Source organism: Bradyrhizobium ganzhouense, assembly GCF_049949285.1.
Classification (GTDB): domain Bacteria; phylum Pseudomonadota; class Alphaproteobacteria; order Rhizobiales; family Xanthobacteraceae; genus Bradyrhizobium; species Bradyrhizobium ganzhouense.
On record NZ_CP181318.1, the window covers coordinates 6,803,582 to 6,823,181 of the forward strand.

General features: G+C 64.8%; 15 protein-coding genes. 6 read left to right on the top strand and 9 right to left on the bottom strand.

Annotation, left to right across the window (positions count from 1 at the left end; all coding sequences use genetic code 11):
- Nucleotides 1-99: 99 nt before the first annotated feature.
- Nucleotides 100-894 (top strand): AraC family transcriptional regulator, encoded by a 795-nt coding sequence (locus tag ACLFLU_RS31565; protein WP_426408621.1) that lies wholly within the window; start codon nt 100-102, stop codon nt 892-894.
- A gap of 41 nt (nt 895-935) precedes the next feature.
- Here the strand turns inward: ACLFLU_RS31565 and ACLFLU_RS31570 are convergent, their stop codons facing one another.
- Nucleotides 936-1,535: a TetR/AcrR family transcriptional regulator gene (locus tag ACLFLU_RS31570; protein WP_426408622.1), complete on the bottom strand. Its 600-nt coding sequence runs from the start codon at nt 1,533-1,535 to the stop codon at nt 936-938.
- A 98-nt stretch (nt 1,536-1,633) separates the two neighbouring features.
- Between ACLFLU_RS31570 and ACLFLU_RS31575 the strand changes: the two genes are divergently transcribed.
- Both ACLFLU_RS31575 and ACLFLU_RS31580 read left to right on the top strand, forming a co-directional pair.
- Entirely contained in the window at nt 1,634-2,371 is a 738-nt protein-coding gene (locus ACLFLU_RS31575) for a 3-oxoacyl-ACP reductase family protein (RefSeq protein WP_426408623.1), read from the top strand.
- A 137-nt stretch (nt 2,372-2,508) separates the two neighbouring features.
- Nucleotides 2,509-2,871: a hypothetical protein gene (locus ACLFLU_RS31580; RefSeq protein WP_426408624.1), complete on the top strand. Its 363-nt coding sequence runs from the start codon at nt 2,509-2,511 to the stop codon at nt 2,869-2,871.
- A 97-nt stretch (nt 2,872-2,968) separates the two neighbouring features.
- Here the strand turns inward: ACLFLU_RS31580 and ACLFLU_RS31585 are convergent, their stop codons facing one another.
- From ACLFLU_RS31585 to ACLFLU_RS31600, 4 genes are all read right to left on the bottom strand, one after another.
- The gene (locus tag ACLFLU_RS31585; protein ID WP_426408625.1) at nt 2,969-3,214 is read right to left on the bottom strand and encodes a hypothetical protein; all 246 of its coding nucleotides are present in this window, start codon (nt 3,212-3,214) and stop codon (nt 2,969-2,971) included.
- A 25-nt stretch (nt 3,215-3,239) separates the two neighbouring features.
- Nucleotides 3,240-4,364, bottom strand: a complete 1,125-nt coding sequence (locus ACLFLU_RS31590) for a DUF2336 domain-containing protein (RefSeq protein WP_426408626.1) — start codon at nt 4,362-4,364, stop codon at nt 3,240-3,242.
- Between the two features lie 391 nt (nt 4,365-4,755).
- Complete coding sequence (locus tag ACLFLU_RS31595; RefSeq protein WP_426408627.1) at nt 4,756-8,388, bottom strand: AsmA family protein; 3,633 nt, start codon at nt 8,386-8,388, stop codon at nt 4,756-4,758.
- Between the two features lie 158 nt (nt 8,389-8,546).
- Nucleotides 8,547-9,776 carry a cytochrome P450 gene (locus tag ACLFLU_RS31600; RefSeq protein ID WP_426408628.1) on the bottom strand — a complete coding sequence of 410 codons (1,230 nt, stop codon included), beginning with the start codon at nt 9,774-9,776 and terminating at the stop codon, nt 8,547-8,549.
- Nucleotides 9,777-9,906: 130 nt separating this feature from the next.
- Between ACLFLU_RS31600 and ACLFLU_RS31605 the strand changes: the two genes are divergently transcribed.
- A complete protein-coding gene (locus ACLFLU_RS31605; RefSeq protein WP_426408629.1) occupies nt 9,907-10,518 on the top strand; it encodes a TetR/AcrR family transcriptional regulator in 612 nt (203 codons plus the stop codon).
- 104 nt (nt 10,519-10,622) lie between these two features.
- Entirely contained in the window at nt 10,623-10,955 is a 333-nt protein-coding gene (locus ACLFLU_RS31610) for a hypothetical protein (protein WP_426408630.1), read from the top strand.
- Between the two features lie 113 nt (nt 10,956-11,068).
- Here ACLFLU_RS31610 and ACLFLU_RS31615 read toward each other — a convergent pair whose 3' ends face one another.
- From ACLFLU_RS31615 to ACLFLU_RS31630, 4 genes are all read right to left on the bottom strand, one after another.
- Nucleotides 11,069-11,368 (bottom strand): hypothetical protein, encoded by a 300-nt coding sequence (locus ACLFLU_RS31615; RefSeq protein WP_426408631.1) that lies wholly within the window; start codon nt 11,366-11,368, stop codon nt 11,069-11,071.
- A gap of 219 nt (nt 11,369-11,587) precedes the next feature.
- Nucleotides 11,588-14,173: an EAL domain-containing protein gene (locus ACLFLU_RS31620; RefSeq protein ID WP_426408632.1), complete on the bottom strand. Its 2,586-nt coding sequence runs from the start codon at nt 14,171-14,173 to the stop codon at nt 11,588-11,590.
- 157 nt (nt 14,174-14,330) lie between these two features.
- Entirely contained in the window at nt 14,331-15,623 is a 1,293-nt protein-coding gene (locus tag ACLFLU_RS31625) for an MFS transporter (RefSeq protein ID WP_426408633.1), read from the bottom strand.
- Between the two features lie 91 nt (nt 15,624-15,714).
- Nucleotides 15,715-18,105, bottom strand: a complete 2,391-nt coding sequence (locus ACLFLU_RS31630) for a putative bifunctional diguanylate cyclase/phosphodiesterase (protein ID WP_426408634.1) — start codon at nt 18,103-18,105, stop codon at nt 15,715-15,717.
- A gap of 325 nt (nt 18,106-18,430) precedes the next feature.
- Between ACLFLU_RS31630 and ACLFLU_RS31635 the strand changes: the two genes are divergently transcribed.
- The gene (locus ACLFLU_RS31635; protein ID WP_426408635.1) at nt 18,431-19,597 is read left to right on the top strand and encodes an ABC transporter substrate-binding protein; all 1,167 of its coding nucleotides are present in this window, start codon (nt 18,431-18,433) and stop codon (nt 19,595-19,597) included.
- Nucleotides 19,598-19,600: the final 3 nt, after the last annotated feature.

The following is a 19,600-nucleotide window of genomic DNA, read 5'->3' on the forward strand; positions in this document are numbered from 1 at the left end:
TCGAGGCGAGGCGATTGCGTCAGAATTGATCTGGGAGTATTTGACGCCTGCTTGGCCCGCAACCACTTCTGGGCCTAATTACTACTAGAGTGGGCCAAGATGCGGGAACTTCACATCGACAGCGTGGACCACTTGCCCCGGTCGATCATCGCGATTGGCACCCGCTATCCAGACGGACACGTCATCCAGCCCCACCACCATCGAAGGGGCCAACTCATCTCCGGAGCGACGGGTGTGGTCGTGCTGGCTACGCCTGAGGGCACCTACGTCATGCCTCCGCAGCGGGGCATGTGGATCCCACCGGCGACCGAACATCACGTACGGATGGTCGGTGCAGTACGGATGCAGAGCCTGTACCTGGAGCCGGGCGCGGTACCAGCGATGCCTGCGCATTGCCAGGTCGTTGCAATCTCGCCCTTCATGCGCGGCTTGATGACCGAAGCACTGAGCCTGCCGATCGAGACAGAGCTCGACGGTCGCGGCCGCGCTCTAATGGAATTGATCGGTCACGAACTGCAAAAGCTGCCCGTGCTGCCGCTCTCACTACGATACCCGAGCGAAGGCGCGTTGGCGGCGCGCTGCCGCGCGTTCGTCCGCAAGCCGGCGATCCATGAAACGATCAACGACTGGGCGGAAGATCTCCACATGAGCCGCCGCGCGTTCACGCGCCTGTTCCGACGCGAGACAGGATTCAGCTTCGTGGCGTGGCGCCAACAAGCTTGCCTGATTAGCGCGCTGCCGAGGCTCGCAGCGGGCGAGCCGGTCACCACAGTCGCAATGGATTTAGGTTACGAGAACCCCGCCGCGTTCACGCTCATGTTCAAGCGTGCTTTCGGAAGTCCTCCTCTGAAATATCTCGGAGCTGGAGGCGGCGGCGAGCATAGCGCGACCTGACGCGGAAAAACCAAGCGCCGGTTTCTGCCCGAATTGCAGCACTACCTTTTCCCCTCGCCCGGCCACGCCGCCATCGCCACCTTAGCAGTACCTCGCAGCTCGGCCTGCGTGGCGCCGTCCTTGGCCTGGATGGCCATGCCCTGGAAGACGCCGAGATAGAACCGGCTTAGCGCATCGACGTCGGTCGCATCGGGCAATTCGCCGTTGGCGACTGCCGCGTCTAACCGTGTGCGCAGATCGTCCAGCAGTTCGAGCCTCACCTTTCTCACCTCGCGCGCGATGGTGGCCGGCCATTCGTCGCTGACGGCGCCCAACGCGATCATGCAGCCGGCGGGGGCCGTGCGGGATTTCGGCAAGTTGTCGGCCGCCGCGATCAGCAAATTCTCAACGCCGGCGCGCACCGTTGTCCCCTCCGCAAGCTTGTCCCAGACCGCCTGTCCCTCGGTGACGACGTAATGCTGGAAAGCCGCCAGATAGAGCGCCTCCTTGCTGTCGAACGCGGCGTAAAGGCTCGGCGAGCGGACGCCCATGGCCTCGCACAGATCGTTCATCGAGGCGCTGGCAAAACCCTTGCGCCAGAACAGCAGCATCGCGGCCTCCAGCGCCGCGTCGCGATCAAATTCCCGTGGCCGTCCCGCCATGACGTCCCTTTCTGTAATGATCAACACATAATTCACTTGACGGGGCCGATCAAGATCCCAGATATTCTGTGTCGATCGTTACAGAATAGGAGATCACGATGACACTGGCAGGAAAACGGGCCCTGGTGACGGGCGCAAGCAGGGGTATCGGCGCGGCCATTGCAAAGGCGCTCGCTGCGGAAGGCGCCGATGTCGCCATCACTTACGAAAAGTCCGCAGATAGCGCCGCCAAGGTTGTCGACGCGATCAAGGCGACGGGACGGAAAGCGATCGCGATCCAGGCCGACAGCGCCGATGTCGCCGCCGTCCAGGCCTCGGTCGACAAGACCGTTGCCGCCTTGGGCGGGCTCGATATCCTGGTCAACAACGCCGGCATTTTGCGCCTGGGCGGCCTCAATGACATATCGCTCGCCGACGTCGATGCGCTGCTGAACGTCAACGTCCGTTCGCCGATCGTGGCGAGCAAGGCGGCGCTCGCCCATCTCGGCAAAGGCGGCCGCATCATCACCATCGGCAGCTATTTCGCCGATCGCGTGCCCGCGCCCGTGCTCGGCGTCTACGCGGCATCGAAATCGGCGCTGATCGCGTTCAACAAGGCGTTGGCGCGCGAGCTCGGCCCCAAGGATATCACGGTCAATCTGGTGCAGCCGGGCTCGATCGACACCGACATGAACCCGGCCCACGGCCCGACCGCGGAGACGCTGAAGCAGTTCATGGCGCTCGGCCGCTATGGCGCGCCGGACGACATCGCCAATGCGGTGGCGTTCCTGGCGAGTGAGAAGGCGAAATACATCACCGGCTCGGCGTTGACCGTCGACGGCGGCGCGAACGCGTAGGCTTTAGGGGAGAGCGCAGCCGGACAATGATCCGGCTGCGCTTTCGGCATTTCTCAGTCCATCTTCGCGCGAATGACAGGAACCGTCCCACTCGAATTTGAATGGCGTTCCCGCGACCGGCTGTCTATGCTCGATTCATGTCGCGCATCTTATGTCTATTTGTTGCTGTCATCCTGTCGCTGCTGCCGGCCACAGCGCCTGCCGAGCCCGTCGCAAAGAAGCCCAAGCAAGCCTGGCACGGCTACGGCTTCCTGCCGGGCTATCGCCAGCCGCTGAGCAACAGCCAGCCGATCTTCATGCAGAAAAACGGGTTCAAGCGTTACGCGCGCGAGAACCAGCGTCCCTGGTACATCGATCCCGTGCCGAGCTATTACCGCTACATTGACGGCGAATGGCGCTATTTCGGCCGGCCCGGTTTTGGCGGCTCCCGCTACAATGGCGGCAGTTTCGGCCCGTGCTGGACGCGGACGCCGATCGGCGCGATCTGGAATTGCGGCTGACCGGTCGGTCGCGCTTCAACCTGACGTACGGCGCAGGGGAGCGATGGGTATCGCGAGAGCTCCACCCATGCGGCCAATTCAACGCATTCGACGTTCGTTACCGGAAGTACCCCAGCACGAGATCGGTATCCGCGCTGGCGGCGACCGTGCCGTTCAGCTCGGCATCGATGACGCGGCGGCAGGCTTCGATCGCGGCGTGGTCGCCGAGATCGTTGGCGGCTTCCAGCACCAGCCACGCGGCGTCGACCGTGGCCTTCTCCGGAGCCGCTCCGCCGGTCTCGGCGGGGAGGTTCTTGGTGAGGCTCTTGTTCTTGCGAACTGCGGTACCGAATTGAGGCAACATTGCAAATACTCCCTCGATGTCCCGTTCAGTGAACCTGGAGCTCGGGCTGACGACCCGTCGCGGGATCGGTGCCGGCGCTGTTCTTGCGCGACTGGTAGAATTTCAGAATGCTGCGTGACGTCTCGATATTGAGCCGGCCGAAATCGCGCTCGTTGTCGTGGAGCTCGCGCGCCGTGATCAGATGATCCTTGGCGCCGAGGAACAGCAGCGACATCGTCGTGTCCCAGGAAAAGTCGAGCGCCTTGCACAGCACCAGGATCATCTCCCGGTTGCGGTCCATCAGCGCGCGTTCGATCACGTCGACCGGCAGCGACGACAGCAGCGACAGGCCGATCTGCACCTCGTCGAAACGATGCTGGCGCGCATAGTTCGAGATCGAGACCTGGTTGAGGTTGCCCTGCCGGTACTGCGTCGTCACCACGCGCTTGGCGACGAAATAGCTGCGCGAGGACGGGCCGAACTTGGACTGCAAATCGCCGGTGACCTCGGTCACCGAGCTTTGGATCTGCGACATCATTTCGGGGCGCTCGGTCTCGAGCCGGCGGCGGACGTCTTCCGACGCCTTGGAGATGAGCTGCTGGAAGATGTGGCGCGGCACGTCCTTGCGCAGGCCGAGCTGCTCGGCGAGGATCGAGTCACCCTCGGCGCGGCGGACCATGTGCAGCAGGCCAGAGCCGGAGAAGCGCGCGCCCTCGTTCCTGGCCACCGAGGTGACAACCTCCTGGTTACCACGCTTGACGAGAACGTCGGTCACCGCCTCGCCGATCGCCTCACGCTGGGAGATCGCGAGCAGATGCGCCTGGCCCTTGGTCATGGCGCTCTCGACCAGCACCTTCTCGTTGATCCGGGTCGAGTCGCGCAGCACGGGGCCGGCAACCTCGATCTCGTCGTCCAGAGCGAGCTTCTCGATGACGTTGAGCGGAGCATGATCGCAGCCCGCCATCAATTCGGAGAGCTGCACCCGTGCGGCGACCTCGATCTCGTCGGCAAGCCGCCCGATGACCTCGCCGAACATGCTGATCTCGTCGTCGACGTAGCGACCGGTGATCAAAAGATCGGTCGCATGCCACAACGCCTTCACCCGGCTTTCGTCGGTGCCGCGCGCGATTGCGTCGTCCAGATCCTGCAGAAGCGTTTTCGCCCCGTTCATCTCGATAACCCCCAGTTCTTGGTCGTTCTTTTTTCGAGCCGTCCTGCTTGTGCGAGCAGGACTCCGAATTCCTCTTGGAGCCGAGACTAGGGATCAAACGCGAGAATCCAGTAAAATCGTCACATCAGTTTTGCCGGGCAAAATTCGTTCAAATGCGAGCGAATGCGTTTACCGTTGCGTGACGTAGACGGTTCGCCCCCTCTCCCGCTTGCGGGAGAGGGTTGGGGTGAGGGTGTCCCAACAAAGGGATTCCCCCAGAGGAAAGAGCCCTCACCCGCGCCTTCGGCATAGCCGAGGCTTCGCCTCGGCTTTCTCAAGAGACGACCGCCCCAGGCGGCCTGTGCTCTCCCGCAAGCGGGAGAGGCGGAGCAAGCCAGCAGACACTTCGTCCTTAAGGATTCGACGGCGTCAGGACCAGCGGCGGCTTCGGCCGGGGCTTTGCGGGCGGCGGGCCGGGGGCGGGCCGCACGTCGATCGGCGGCGGCAGGGGCGCGACCTGCTGGCTTGCAAGCGGCGGGCTCGCCACAGCAGGGGCGGCAAGCGGCGCCTTCGGCATCGGTGCGACCTTGGGCGGTTCAACTTTTGCCTTCGGCGGCGGGCGGCGCGGATCGCGGCCGGGCATCGGCACATCGGTCAGCGCCGGCGCGGGCTCAGGCTCGGGCGAGACCAGCGTCGGCAGCGCGGCGGTCGCCGGCGGCGGCTCGCCGCGTTCGATGGCATCGAGCCTTCTCGTCTCGCGATCGATCGTGCGCACCGCAAGCCACGACGACAGCGGCGTGAGATCGACGGTACGGCTGAGCTTGTCGGGCGGGCCTGCCGCAAACAGCTGGATCTCCGGCGGCGCGCCGGAGAGACCCGTCATGATCGGCGTCAGGCTGGCGCGGATGTCGGCCTGATCGGCGGGAATGTCGTAACCGCCGGACACCATCGCGCGGGCGTTCTTCGCTTCAAGCGGGGTTGCGCCGACGCGCAGGCGGCCGTCACGGATCGTGAACGCGATCTGCGCCGAGGCGACAGCAATGGGAGCCGCCGACAATGCAGGCTCGACCAGCTGACGCAATCGGTTGTCGTCGCTGACCTGCCCGCCGTCGCTGGCGCGGATGGCGATCTCGAAGGCCCGCGGATTGAGCCCGCTGATTTCAGCCGCGTCCAGCGTCACCGTGCCATTGCCGGCGAGCGCGCCGGTCAGCGCCGAGACACTGCGGCCCTGGCTCGTCAGCGTCATCTGCGCCGAGGCGCGCCCCTTGGGCAGAGCGAGATCGCGGTAGCGCAGCGAGGCCGCATCGACATTGGTGAGATCGAGATGCACGTTCAGCGCCAGCCCATTGGCGCCATTGCGCGCATCGAGGTTTGCGGTCATCTCGCCGCCACCGATGCCGCCCTTGAGCGCATCGAGCGCGAGCGACTGACCGTCGCTCCTGATCGTGCCGCTGAACGGACGCATCTCGATTCCACCCGGCAGATTGCCACGCAACGCCTGGAACGCGATGCGACCACGCCAGCCGCTGACAAGACCTGCACTCAGCGGCTCGCCGCTGTCACGTCCGGCAGCGCCGACGGCAAGCGCAAGCGCGGGCGCCAGATCGAGCGTGTCGAGCCCGACCTCGCCGTCAACGCCCTTCTCCTGATCGAGCGTCACGGCGAGACGGCCGCGCAGATGCGAGCCGGATGCGGTGCTGTCGAGATCGTCGAAGGTCAGGCGATTGCCTGATAGTCCGACGCGGGAGGACAGGCTGACATTCTGCGCCGATTTGTCCGCCGTACCCGTCCCGAACAGCGGCCCCAGATTGGCGTTGCGTACACGCAGATTGACGCTGGCCTTCGGCTCCGGCAATTCGACGCTGCCCTGGGCATCCGCATCCAGCCCGCCGCCGCTGAGCTTTGCGTTCAGCTGCATCGGCTTGCGCCATGCGCCGCTCAACCGCCCTTCGAAGCGGGATGTGCCCTCACCTGCGGCAACCGCGCGATTGAGACCGAATAGCGCGAGCAAGGTGCTGCCGCGCTCGGCCGACATCCGGGCATCGACGGCGAACTCGTTGCGAGACAGGGCTTCGAGATCAAGACCGCGAAGGTCGGACAGCGGAGGCGCAGCGCCTGCCTGAAGATGCCCAGTCAGCTGCGGCGTCGCGAAGTCGAACTGGGCCAGGGCCGAGCGGCGGCCACCATCCCCCTTCTTGTCAGCTCCGAGATCGAGGACCAGACTTGCGGTGGAAGGTCCTGCGGCGGAATCGATCGCCAGAAGACGCTGGGCCCATGCGGGCGAAAGCGTTTCGGCGATGGTGGCCATCGGCTGCAGCGAGGCGGCTGTCAGGTCCAGCACGAACCGCCCTTGCAAACGAACCCGATCGAGATTTCCGCCGCCGTCGACGGACACGCCTCCTGCCTGATCGAACTTCAGACGATCGAGAGCAATGCTGTTCGGATCGTAGGCGAGTCCGACCGAAAACCCTTGCAGCTCCTGTCCGGCCGAAATCGCGCGACCGATGTCGAGCGAGAGCTTTACCTCCTCCGGCCATTCGCCCTGCGGTCCGGCGAGCGCGCGGACAAAACTCGCGGCGGTATCGAGATCGAGACGGTCGGCCTTGAGCTCGGCATCGATCCGCGAGCCTTTGCTGGCGCCGGTCTGCACGAAGGCGATGCGGCCCTCGACGGCACCGCCTTCGATGTCGGCTTTCAATTTGTCGATGGCAAGATGATTGGCGGCGATCGTCACGTCGCCGGCAAGGCGGAGCGGCCGCGTGCTGCGGCGGTTGATCTCGCTACGGCCCTGGAGCCAGGCCACCAGCGTATCGGGATCGGAGGACTCGACGCTGAGGCGGCCGCTAAAACTGTCGGCACCGGGCGTGGCGCCGTTGAGCGACAACTGCGTCATGCCCGGTGCGCGCAGCTCGAGCCGCTGGAAGGTCCAGGACCGGCCGTCGGTCTGAAGCTCCGCCGTGATGTTCTGGAGCGGACGGCCACCCAGCATGATCTGGTCGGAGCTGAACTCGATCTGCGCCGGAATCGGCGCCTGCGGGATCGCGGCGAGACCGGCGCGCAAGCTGGGCAGGATGCGCAGCGGCTCGGCGTCGTCGCGGCCGGCGAGCTTGTCGACATCGACCTGCCGCGCCGACAGCACTGCGCGCAGCAATGGCGAAGCGCCAAACTTGAGATCGCCGACGCCGCCGAGCTTCAGCGCGGTGTCCTCGGGGCCGAAGCTCGCGTCGACCTGGTCGAGTTTGGCACCGGCCGGATCCGCCTTGAGTTTCGCGGTGAGCTTCCAGGGCATCGGCCCCGCCTCGCCCGGCTTCTTGGTTGGCGGCACAGCCAGCGTCAGAGCGCCGTCGAATTTCGGCTGGCGGTTGTCGAAAGCGAGGACGCCTTCGAGGTCGGCCAGGATGGCACGCTCGCCGGGGTCGATGTTGACGTGAAGACGGGTGGCGCTGCCGTCGGGGCTCGGGCCGGAGGAGACGCGGAACGGATAGCGCGTGCCTGCGGCGGTGAAACTGCCGTCACCGCGCACGGAGCCCGCGAGCGAGCGCACGTCGCCGGAGAAGACGATGTCGTTGAGCTCCAGCGTCGAGCGGCTGGCGGCGTCATGAAGCGCGATGCGGCCGGTGAGGTTCAGCCGTTCGATCGCGAGCGAAGCCAGGTTGAAGGTGCCGCTCGCGGTGGACGGCAAATCGACCTTGCCCCTGGCGTCGAGGCCGAGATCCACCGCCATGCCACCGACCGAAAGCTCGGTGGCGCGCCATTCGCCCCGCATCAGCGAGCTCAGGCTGAACTCGACGTCGAGCTTGTCGGCACGCAGCCGGCCGAGATCGTTGTTGCCGCCGAAGGTGACCGAGCGCAGCCGCAGGGTCGGCGCAGGCAGCAGCCGCGCATCGAGCTCGCCCGCCACGCGCACGGGCACGCCGATGATCCGGCTCGCCTCCGCCTCGAACTGGGGCCTGAACTGGTTCCAGTCGACGAAATAAGGCCCGACCAGCGCGGCCAGCAGCGCTAAGATAAAGGCAATTGCCAATCCGAGCAGCGTCGTCTGCACGGGTCTCCCCTCGGCCAAGCCGGCACCCGGGTCAAACCCAAGCCTACAACCAAGCTTCAGGCGCGCCGGAACTGCCCCTTATATAAAGGGAAGTGTGGCGAAGTCACAGCGACTGTTGCGCACGGAGGTTAACGCGCCCAGCTATCACCAGCTTGCTATCACCAGCTCGCCGGCAGATGCTTCAGCCCGCGCAGCACGAAGGTCGGGCGCCATGCCGGGTTTTCGACGTCGTCGATGCGCAAATCCGGCAGTCGCCGCAGCAGCGTGGCGATGGCGATCTCGGCCTCGATGCGCGCCAACTGGGCCCCCAGGCAGAAATGGATGCCGCCGCCGAACGACAGCGGCCGGACGTTGGGCCGGGTGATATCGAGCCTGTCAGGGTGATCGGGATAGACCGCCGGATCGTGATTGGCCGAGCCGAGCAGGCAGAGCACGCTCTCGCCCTTGGGGATCCGCTTGCCGCCGAGATCGTCGATCTCCTCCAGCGTGACGCGCCCGGTCATCTGCACCGACGAGTCGTAGCGCAGGAATTCCTCGATCGCATTGGTGATCAGGTCCGGCCGCGCCTTCAGCAAAGCGAGCTGGTCCGGATTGCGATGGAGCGCGAGCAGGCCGTTGCCGATCAGATTGACGGTGGTCTCGTGGCCGGCGCCGAACAGCAGGATGATGTTGGCCGTCAGCTCCTCGTTGGTGAGCTTGTTGCCGTCCTCCTCGGCTTGCACCAATTGGGTGGTGAGATCATCGGCGGGACTGCGGCGGCGCAACTCGAACAGCTGCTGGAAGTACATCTGCGCCATCATGTTGGCGGCGTTGCCCTTCGCGATCTCCTCGGGCGTCATCGGCACCGGATCGAGCAGCCGGCCGCCCTCGCGCGAGCTCTTGTAGAAGACCTCGCGATGCTCCTCGGGGATGCCGAGCATGTCGCAGATGATGGTCACGGGCAGGCGGAAGGCGAAATCCTCGATCAGGTCCATGTGGCCGCGGTCGATCACCGCATCGATGGTCTGGTCGACGATCTGCTGAATGCGCGGCCGCATGTCCTCGACGCGGCGGGCGGTGAACGCCTTCACGACGAGGCCGCGCAGGCGGGTGTGGTCGGGCGGATCGGCCTGCAGCATCCAGTAGCTCATGCTGCGGAACACCGGCTCGTTCATGATCGCGGGGCCGTAGCGTCGCGTCGTGCGCTCGACGAAATCCTTGCCGAAACGCTTGTCGCGCATGACGAGGCTGACATCGGCGTGACGGCTGGCGACGAACTGGCCGAACGGCGTCTCATGGATCGGATCGATCGTGCGCAGCCGGTCGTAATGCGGATAGGGATTGCGGATGAAATCCGGCGCCAGCGGATTGAACAGCGGATCGCCTGCGGGTTGCATTTGCTCGTTCATGGTGACCTCGACATCGGTTGCCGCATGACACGATTCGCGAGGCCGCCCTGGAGCCCTGCGTAACCATCCCCGTAAATTATCAACTCGATACATTGTTGTATCGAGTTGCATTCTGCCCTAAACTGGCCGGATGTCAAGGGTGAGAACCAGGCCGACCAGGGACGACACGCGCGACAAGCTGTTCGAGGCGGCTGCCCGCGTGTTCGAGCAAGACGGCATCGGCGGCGCCAGCATCGAGGCGATCGCGGCGGAGGCCGGCTTCACGCGCGGCGCGTTCTATTCGAACTTCGGGAGCAAGGACGAATTGATCTTCGCCATGCTCGAGGATCACGTCGAGCAATCGATCCGGCGCAACATGGAGATCCTCGCGCAGCACAAGAATCTCGACGATTTCATCGCGGCCTTGAAGACCATGGACCGCGGCCGGCAGGATCCCCTCGCCCGCTCGCCGCTGCTGCATATCGAGATGATCCTGTTCGTCGCGCGCGCCGAGAAGCGCCGGCCCGAGCTCGCCAAGCGCCTGCGCGCACGGCGCAAGCTGATCGCCGACATCGTCGAGGCGACATTGAAGGACACCGCCAAGGGCGAGACGCTGAACCCGCCCTGGATGGCGTCTGTGGTGCTGGCGCTGGAGGACGGCTTCCGCCTGCACCGGCTGATCGATCCGGAGACCACGCCAGCCGATAGCTTTTTGCGCGCGATCACGGATCTGCGGCGCAGGACGGGATTGGCGTCGGAGTGAGGCGTCTTCATCCCAAGACTCGCACGATCCGCAGCAGGAAAAGTCGTGTGTTCTCGCAAACGTAGATGCATCTTCGAAAGAACAGGGCTTTGTCGCAGACGATAATGGTGCTGACGTCGTTGCGTGTCCGGCTTCCTGAATTTCAAATAGGTATTCCGATGGGTCTCCTATCAAAAACCACCATGGCAACGGTTGTGTTTGCCGTCGTTTCAGGTCAGGCGCTGTCGCAGGCTTGCTGGGACTTCAAGTCAGACATGGCCTTCATGTATCGCGGGCCAGGGAACATGACCGCCGGCGCATTTGGAGAAGGTCATCGCAACGCGGTCATGAAGTACGCAGCAAAGGTTCCGAAGAACACCATCATCTTCATGAAGGATGGCGAGCTCTATTCAGCATCGGGAATGCCGGATTCATTGAACGAACTTCATCTGGAATGAGCTGCCGGCGACAGCGACCAGATTGCGAGTGCAATCTATCAGAATTGGGAAGGCCGCCGGCCTATGTCCGGCGGCCTTCGTGCGCAACGTCGTTTTGCGAGGCGGCGCCCCGACTAGAGATCGATGCTGGCAGCGATGTTACGACTCTGTAGTTCGGAAATCTTCATTCCGTCAGCCTGCACCTGCGCGAACTCCGGGTCCTTCGCCACGGCCTCCTGCACTTTGCCGTAAACTTCCCAACTGGAGTAGCGCGTGGTCACCAGCAATTCCCCTGCCCAGGGGCCAGTGTGGAAACGAGAGAGCCGAAGAAATTCGGCACCGTGCTTTTCGAAGATTTTCTTCGCCTGCCTGATAATTTTGACCATTTCCTCGGTCTTGTCAGTCTTGAAGCGAGTAAATTGAACGATCGGCATGGGGTTACCTCCATCATGATGTAAGATATCCAAGAGGCATTTATCGAGCGGCGTTTTGAAGAGCGAATCTCAACGCGATCTCGATGAACGTTAGTCTGCATCGACCGTTGTTGGTTCAGGCCTCATCTTGGTTGAGGCTTCGCAAGCGGCAACAACTCTGCCCTTTCGCGGTGGATGCGCACACGCATTCGCGTGCGTATCGCATCCAGCACTACCCCGTTAAGCCGACCGCTTCACCGCAGCCGTATCCGCCGGCTTGACGTCGAGCCGGTCCAGCATTGCCCTCGCCTGTTCGGCGCAATGCTCGATCAGCCAGCGCTCGAACGCGACCGGCGCGAGCGCGGGGGCATAGAGGAAGCCCTGCACGACATCGCAGCCGAGCTCGGCCAGCATCTTGCGCTGGCCTTCGGTCTCGACGCCTTCAGCAACGACGGTCATGCCGAGGCCCTGGCCGACGCGCACCACAGCGGTGGCGATGGCGAGTGCGCCAGCATCTTTCTCGATGTCGCGCATAAAACTGCGGTCGATCTTCAGCTCGCGGATCGGCAGATGCGCGAGGCGACTGAGGCTGGAATAACCGGTGCCGAAATCATCCACGGACAGGCCGATGCCGAGCGCGCGAATCGCGTGCATCGTCTCCAGCGCAGTGGCACCGTCCTGCATGAAGGTGCCTTCGGTGATCTCCAGCATCAGCGCATCCGGCGGCAGCTGGTATTCGGCGAGGACATCCGCGAGCCGCGCCGCCAGCGTGACGTTGCGGAAATTGATCGGCGACAAATTCACCGAGACGGAGGGAATGTTGAGCCCGGCGCGGCGCCAGCTCGCCATCTGCCGGCAGGCCTCGCGCACCGACCACAGGCCGATCTGCTCGATCAGGCCACATTCCTCGGCGAGCGGAATGAATTTCGCCGGCGAGACGTCGCCGAGCGCGGCATCGTGCCAGCGCGCCAGCGCCTCGACGCCGTGGATGGCGCCGTCGCCGCTGCGGATCTGTGGCTGATAGCTGAGGCTCAGCGCATTGTCGGCGATGGCGCGGCGGAGCGCTGCGATCATCGCCAGCCGCTGTTCAGCCAGCCCGTTCATCTCGGCGCTGAACATGCGATGGGTCGATCGGCCCGCCTGCTTGGCCATGTACATGGCGGCGTCGGCCTGCTGCATCAGCGTGTCGATGTCGGTGGCATGGTCGGGATAGAGGCTGATGCCGATGCTGGCCGACATCGGCATCAGCTTCGATCCGAGCCGTAACGGCGCGGCCAGCGCCTGGGTGACGTCGGCCGCGACGCGCGCGGCGCTTTCGGCGTTGCGGTTCGGCAGCAGGATGACGAACTCGTCGCCGCCGAGCCGGCCCAGCATGTCTTCGGGCCCGATCTGCTCGCGCAGACGCTGCGCGAGCTGAATAAGCAGCTCGTCGCCCGCGGCGTGGCCGAGCGTGTCGTTGACGTCCTTGAAATGGTCGACGTCGAGGAAGGCGAGCGCGACATGGCCCCCGGTCGGACAGGCATTGATCGCAGTCGTGATCAGGTGCCGCAATTGCGCGCGGTTGGGCAGGCCGGTGAGGATGTCGTGATAGGCAAGCCGCGCGATCTCGGCGCGCGCTTCCTTGCGCTCGATCGCGAAAGCCCCGAGGTTGACGCAGGCATCGACGATGCGCCGGTGCCAGTTGCTCGGCGCACGCGGCTCACGGAAGTAGAACGCGAAGGTGGCGATGACGCGGCCGTCCTTGGACTTGATCGGCGTTGACCAGCAGGCGCGCAGGCCGATGTCGAGCGGCATGGCCTTGTAGGGCTGCCAGCGCGGATCGGTGTCGAGATCTTCCGCCAGCACCGGCTCGCCGTAGAAAGCGGCGGTGCCGCAGGAGCCGACATTAGGGCCGATCGCGACGCCGTCCAGCGCGCGGGAATAGTCCTCCGGCAGGCTTGGCCCGCCGAGCGGATGAATCAAGCCGGCGGAATCGATATGGAGCAGCGAGCAGACGACATCGGGCGCGATCTCCTCGACACGGCGGCACAGCCGATCGGCGATCCCGGTGATCGGCACCTCGTCGGCCAGCGCGCTCATGATGAGCTGCTGGAGCGAACGCAGCTGCCGGGACTCGGTGATGTCCTCGAGCAGCGCGAAGATGTGTTTGACGCGGCCCTTCTTGTCGCGGAAGGCGTCGACCCGGGCACAGACCCAGATCTCCTCGCCGTCCTTGGTGTAGACCATCGTCTCGACCTCGCCGCGCCGGCCGCCATCGAGCAGCCGCTTGACCAGCTTCGCAATGGCGGTGCGATTGGTATGGCAGCCGGCGATGAGCTCGCCCGCGCGCCGTCCTTCGGCTTCCTCGCTGGTGTAGCCGAACAGCGTCGTGAAGGACGAATTGACGTAGCGGATGTTCTGCTCGACATCGGTGATGATCACCACGCGATTGGTCTGGTCGGAGACCGCGTTGAGCAGTCCGATCCTGACGCGACGTTCGGCATCGGCGGTGACGTCACGCGCAAACACGATGTGATGGGTCGCGCCGTCGATCGCCGCCGATGACAGCACGATCGCCGCCTTGATCCGGCTGCCGTCGCGCCGCACCAGGCTGATCTCGTCGCGAAAGTCCGCGACCGGATCGGCCTGAAGGCATCTCAACGAGAGGATTTCGGCATCGCGGCCGAGCACGTCGGCGCGCGCAAGCTTCCAGATCCGCTCCGCACCGGCGTTGAAATGCGTGATGCGATGCGCACCATCGACAATGACGATGCCATCGTCGGCGCATTCGAGCGCCGCGCGCAGCACGTCCGGCATTACGGTCACGGGGCAGTCGGAGACAGACATCGTTGGGCTCGGCAGCATCAGGAAAATGCGGCAATCGGCCCCAGGCTAACGCTCCGATGGTGTCCAAGACGTTTTTGCAACCGGCTCGCGCGCCGCCAAGCCGCGACATGCTTAACATTCCGCAAAAGATGCGTAGGTGATCCGGTGCAGACGGAACCTATTTTGTAGCCTGAAGCTTGTGCAGCCGGCCCGCGACGGCTCTCACCTTGCGCGGCGAGGCCTGCCAGATCGACAGCGCCGACAGGAGGCTGACGGCGATAGCGATACCGAAGGCGAGCGTGTAGTCGCCGACGCGATCGTAGAGCAAGCCGGTCACCCACGGGCCGGCTGCGCCACCCGCCAAGCCCGCGAGCATGATCACGCCAAAAATGCTGCCCTGGTGCCGGCCCCCGAAAATCTCGAACACCACCGCGCCCATGATCGAGGTGAGGCCGTAACCGAGCGCGCCTTGCGTGAACACCATCAGCCAGACCAGCCAGAACGAGGGTTGGAACTTCAGCGCCATCAGCGCCGCGAAGCAGATCGCAAAGCCGGCGCAGCTGGTGGCCCAGACCCATTCCCGCCCGATCCGGTCGGAGATATGGCCGAGGAGAATCTGGCCGGGGATGCCGAGCAGGCTGACGGCGCCGAGCGCCCAGACCGCAACGCTCGGGCTGAAGCCGATGTCGAGCAGGAACTTGGTCTGGTGCACCTGCACCGCGTACCAGATGTACAGGCCGCAGAAATAGCCGAGCGCGATCCACCAGAAGCGCGACGTCGCAATCGCGCGCCGCAGCGTCCAGTCGGTGGCGGCCCAGACGGGATCGACGATGTTGGAGACCGGCTTTGCGCTGCCCGCAGCCCTCGCGCCGTCGCCGTCGGGCTGGAGGCCGATGTCTTCGGGGCGCTTGTGCAGCAGCAGATTGATTGGCGCCAGCACGATCAGGATCATCAGGCCCATCGCGGTGCAGGCGGTGCGCCAGCCGGTCTGCTCGATCAAGTGCTGCACCCATGGCAGCAGCGTCATCGAACCGATGCCGACGCCGGCAAAAGCAATGCCGATGGCAAAGCCGCGCTTGCGGATGAACCAGTTCGGCAGAAACAACGATTGGCCGGAATAGCCGAGACACACCGAGCCGGCGCCGACCATGACGCCGATCGTCAGATAGAGATGCCAGGGCTGGCTGGTGAGCGGCGCGAGCAACAGCCCGCCGGCCATCAGCAACACGCCAAGCTCCATCACTGCGCGCGGTCCCGCGCGATCCATCAGCCGTCCGATCAACGGACTGGCAACAGCGGACGCAACGAACCCGAAGGAGAAGGCGCCGGCGGTGACGCCGCGTTCCCAGCCGAATTCGGAGAGAATGGGCGGATAGAACAATGAGAAGGCGGTGCGCGCGTTGACGCCGATGGCCATGGTGACGAACGTGACCGCGACCACGACCCAGCCGTAGAAGAACGGAAGCCGCATTTTTGTTTATTTCATCCCTGGACGATCACTACCGATCATCCGGGATTGCCTGGGTCAAGCGATTTTCGCGAATGCCTCCCGAGCGGTCGGCTCAGGCAGCGTCGCGCTGCGAAGGCTCGGTGGCCCCGTCGAGCTCGATCTTGTCGACCGGCAGCGGGCGGCCGAACAGATAACCTTGCGCAAAATTGACGCCGAGCGCCTTCAGCCGCTCGAACTCCTCAGCCGTCTCGACGCCTTCGGCGGTGACCGACATGTCGAGACCGCGCGCCAGTGTCAGGATCGAGGAGATGATGGCGGAAGAGCGCGGCTGGTGCGTGAGGTTACGGATGAACGATTTGTCGATCTTGATCTTGTCGAATGGAAACGCGGTGAGATAGCTGAGCGAGGAATAGCCGGTGCCGAAATCGTCGAGCGCGAGCTCGATGCCGATGTTCTTCAATCGCTCCATGAAGGCGTGGTTCTCGGCACCGCGCTCCAGCAGGACGGATTCGGTGATCTCGATCTCGAGCCGTCGCGGCGACAGGCCGGAGTCCCGCAAGGCCGCGCAGATGACGTCGAACAGATCGGCTTCCTTGAACTGGATCGGCGACAGGTTCACCGCGACCATCAGATCGAACGGCCAGTTTGCAGCATCCGCGCAGGCGCGACGCAACACGAATTCACCGAGCGGCACGATCAGCCCGGTCTCCTCGGCGAGCGCGATGAACTGATCCGGCGGGATCAGGCCGCGGGCCGGATGCCGCCAGCGCACCAGCGCCTCGAAGCCGCGCCGCGCGCCGGTGGTGGCATCCATGAACGGCTGGTAGTGCACCTCGAGCTGACAGCGCGCGATGGCGTCGCGCAGATCGCCTTCCAGCGTGTTGCGCGCCTCGAGCTCGGCCGACATCGCCTCGTCGTAGATGGTGAAGCAGTTGCGGCCCGCCGATTTCGAGCGGTAGAGCGCAAGGTCGGCCTTCTTCAGCAGCTGCTCCTGATCACGGCCATGATCCGGCGCGATCGCGATGCCGATGCTGGTGCCGATTTCGACGCGATGCCCGGGCAGCAGGAACGGCTCGGCCACGAGCTTGGCGATCCGCGCCGCGAGCTCGGTCGAACAGCCACGCTGGTCCTCGCAGTCCTCCTGGATGACGGCGAATTCGTCGCCGCCGAGCCGCGCCAGCACGTCGGTGGCCCGCACCGCGGATTTCAGCCGCTGCGCCACCAACCGCAGCAGCGCATCGCCGGCGCCATGACCGAGGGAATCGTTGACGTTCTTGAAGCGGTCGAGATCGAGCATCAGGATCGAGAAGGTCGGACCGCGGTCTTTCAGCTGGCTGTTGAGCTCGTCGAGCCGGGCAAGGAAGAAGGCGCGATTCGGCAATCCGGTCAGGACGTCGGTCTGCGCAAGCTCGAGCACGCGGCGGTTGGCCAGCGACAACCGCCGCGAGTTGCGGCTGGCGAGCATCAGATAGGTCGCCAGCGACAGCGTCAGCAGCATGCCGACAACGAGGACCGCGCCCGCGCGGTCATACGTCGTCTCCAGCGGACCACCGGCGGTCGGAACCGCCCGCACCTGCCAATCGGTGTCGCCGATCTTGAGACCGCCCGACCAGTGCCGGCCCCGCGCGACATCGCGCATCGATTGCGGCGCGGCGGCTGCGGAGGCGTAGTCGGGCAACATGCCTTCCAGGCTGACGATGCGTGCGCTGAAGGGCTGATAGACGTTCATGCTGACGGCGGGGCTCGCCCCGGTCCTGACGCGGATGGCCTGCATCAGCAAAGGCAGGTCGAAAATGCCGACAACGAAGCCCGAGATGTTGCGACGCCGGTCGGCGACGGCGTCGCGCGAGGTGCCCTTGGCGTAAACGGGCACGACCACGAGCACGTTCGGCAACTGGCCCGCGTTATTTGGGACATAGAGCTCGGTGCGGATCGCCGCGATCTGGTCATTGTCACGGGCACGCTCGAGCGCCACCCTGCGGTCCGGCACGCTCATGTAGTCGATGCCGTAGACACGCGATGTCTTCGACTGCGTCGAGTAGAAGATGGGGTAATATTCCTCGCCCTGCGGCGCGGTCACGAAGCCACTGCCTTCGAGCGCCTTGATGCGATAGCCCGATACGCCGTCGGCAATCGCTGCAGCCTCGTATTCGGCACGCTCCTTGCGGGTGATCCGCGGCAGCCAGCCGACGCGCAACAAGCCGGGATAACGCTCGAACAGCCGGCCGCTGAAGGTCTCGAACTCGCTGCGCGTGACGCCCTCGTTGGAAGATTCGAACAGGGTTCGCAGCGCCACCAGCCGGCTGATATATTCGTTCATGCCGTTCTGCATGACGATGGACTGAGTCTCGGCCGCGTTCTCGAACTCGATCTTGTTGACGCGGTCTTCCCAGCGCGCCACCGCGGCGGCGCCCGCGATCGAGAACAGCAGGCCGACGGCAACCGCGACCAGCGCAGGGCGATACAGGCCGAGCAGCGGCGCAATGCGCCGCCGTCCAGTCATACGCCTTCGATCCTGATCATTCTGATCGCGATCGCCCATCTTGAATCCGCACGTCCCCTCGGCGCGGCGGCCTGAACTCAGGGTTGAGCCACCGTGGCGACTATCGGACAAGGATCGGGGTTAAGAACTGCACAATATCGGAACCAAGCCGCGTCCCGTTGCGAGGCGTAGTTAACGATTGACCTGCGCATTCCCGAAAATGCGGTCGCCAATTGCCGGATGACCCCGGAATCCTACGGACCGCTCTCGCAGCGCCGGTTAGCGCCCTGTTCAGCCTGCGGACCTATCGTGGCCGCTGGTTTTCCTGCATCCGGCGAGCTCTCTCATGAAACGATCGCGCGCAGCGACATGCATCGCGCTTGCCGCCGCGTTGCTGGCAGCGGCGACGCTGACGGCAAAGGGCGACGAGGTCGGCGTCAGCGAGGACGCGATCCTGTTCGGCCAGGCCGCGGCGCTCGAAGGTCCCTCCTCCGTGCTCGGTCAGCGCATGAGGCAGGGCATCGTCGCGGCGTTCACCGAGATCAATGCCAAGGGCGGCGTCCACGGCCGCAAGCTGCAACTCATCAGCCGCGACGACGGCTACGATCCCGATCGTTCGCTGGTGCAGACGCTACGGCTGATCGAGGACGACAAGGTGTTCGCGCTGATCGGCGCAGTCGGCACCGCGACCGCAATGGCGACCATCCCGATCACGAACGCCCGCGATGTGCCCTTCATCGGACCGCTCAGCGGCGCGGAACTCCTGCGCGACCTCGAACTGACAAATGTCGTGAACATTCGCCCAAGCTACGGCGCGGAAGCGGAGACGCTCATCAAGCATCTCACCGAAGATCGCCACTTCACCCGGATCGCCATTTTCTACCAGGACGATTCCTTCGGCCGCGACGGCCTCACTGGTGTGAAGACCGCCCTCGCCAAACGCGGTCTCGAACTCGCCGCCGAAGGCACCTTCGAACGCAACACCCGTGTGGTCGGCGCGGCCTGGCGCACCATCAAGCGCGCCGAGCCCGAGGCGATCGTCATGGTCGGCACGTATGGTCCGAGCGCCGAGTTCATCAAACTCGCGCGCCGCAGCGGCGTCTCACCGACCTTCGTCAACATCTCCTTCGTCGGCGCCACCGCGCTTGCCAAGGAGCTGGGCCCGGACGGCGAAGGCGTCGTCGTCGCGCAGGTCGTGCCGTTTCCCTGGGATCGTTCGATCAAGCTCGTCGCCGACTACCAGGCCGCGCAGAAGGCGTTCGACCCGACGCTGACGCCGGACTTCGTGTCGCTCGAAGGCTATCTCTCCGCCCGCCTCGCGGCAGCGGCGCTGGAGAAAGCCGGACCGAACCCGACGCGCGCGGGCCTGCTGCGTGCGATCAACGACACCGGCCGCTTCGACATCAGCGGCAGCATCGTCACCGTCGGTGTGCGTGCGATCGAGGCGCCGCCAAAGGTGTTTTTGACGGTGATCCAGAAAGACGGATCGTTCAAGGCGATCGACCGACTGTAGGGC

What these genes read in the sequence shown, in the direction of transcription:
- ACLFLU_RS31580 (WP_426408624.1), top strand. Translation starts at nt 2,509, where the DNA reads ATGTCGCGCATCTTATGTCTATTTGTTGCTGTCATCCTGTCGCTGCTG.
- ACLFLU_RS31565 (WP_426408621.1), top strand. Translation starts at nt 100, where the DNA reads ATGCGGGAACTTCACATCGACAGCGTGGACCACTTGCCCCGGTCGATC.
- ACLFLU_RS31635 (WP_426408635.1), top strand. Translation starts at nt 18,431, where the DNA reads ATGAAACGATCGCGCGCAGCGACATGCATCGCGCTTGCCGCCGCGTTG.
- ACLFLU_RS31620 (WP_426408632.1), bottom strand. Translation starts at nt 14,173, where the DNA reads ATGTCTGTCTCCGACTGCCCCGTGACCGTAATGCCGGACGTGCTGCGC.
- ACLFLU_RS31615 (WP_426408631.1), bottom strand. Translation starts at nt 11,368, where the DNA reads ATGCCGATCGTTCAATTTACTCGCTTCAAGACTGACAAGACCGAGGAA.
- ACLFLU_RS31605 (WP_426408629.1), top strand. Translation starts at nt 9,907, where the DNA reads ATGTCAAGGGTGAGAACCAGGCCGACCAGGGACGACACGCGCGACAAG.
- ACLFLU_RS31630 (WP_426408634.1), bottom strand. Translation starts at nt 18,105, where the DNA reads ATGACTGGACGGCGGCGCATTGCGCCGCTGCTCGGCCTGTATCGCCCT.
- ACLFLU_RS31625 (WP_426408633.1), bottom strand. Translation starts at nt 15,623, where the DNA reads ATGCGGCTTCCGTTCTTCTACGGCTGGGTCGTGGTCGCGGTCACGTTC.
- ACLFLU_RS31585 (WP_426408625.1), bottom strand. Translation starts at nt 3,214, where the DNA reads ATGTTGCCTCAATTCGGTACCGCAGTTCGCAAGAACAAGAGCCTCACC.
- ACLFLU_RS31590 (WP_426408626.1), bottom strand. Translation starts at nt 4,364, where the DNA reads ATGAACGGGGCGAAAACGCTTCTGCAGGATCTGGACGACGCAATCGCG.
- ACLFLU_RS31610 (WP_426408630.1), top strand. Translation starts at nt 10,623, where the DNA reads ATGGTGCTGACGTCGTTGCGTGTCCGGCTTCCTGAATTTCAAATAGGT.
- ACLFLU_RS31575 (WP_426408623.1), top strand. Translation starts at nt 1,634, where the DNA reads ATGACACTGGCAGGAAAACGGGCCCTGGTGACGGGCGCAAGCAGGGGT.
- ACLFLU_RS31570 (WP_426408622.1), bottom strand. Translation starts at nt 1,535, where the DNA reads ATGGCGGGACGGCCACGGGAATTTGATCGCGACGCGGCGCTGGAGGCC.
- ACLFLU_RS31600 (WP_426408628.1), bottom strand. Translation starts at nt 9,776, where the DNA reads ATGAACGAGCAAATGCAACCCGCAGGCGATCCGCTGTTCAATCCGCTG.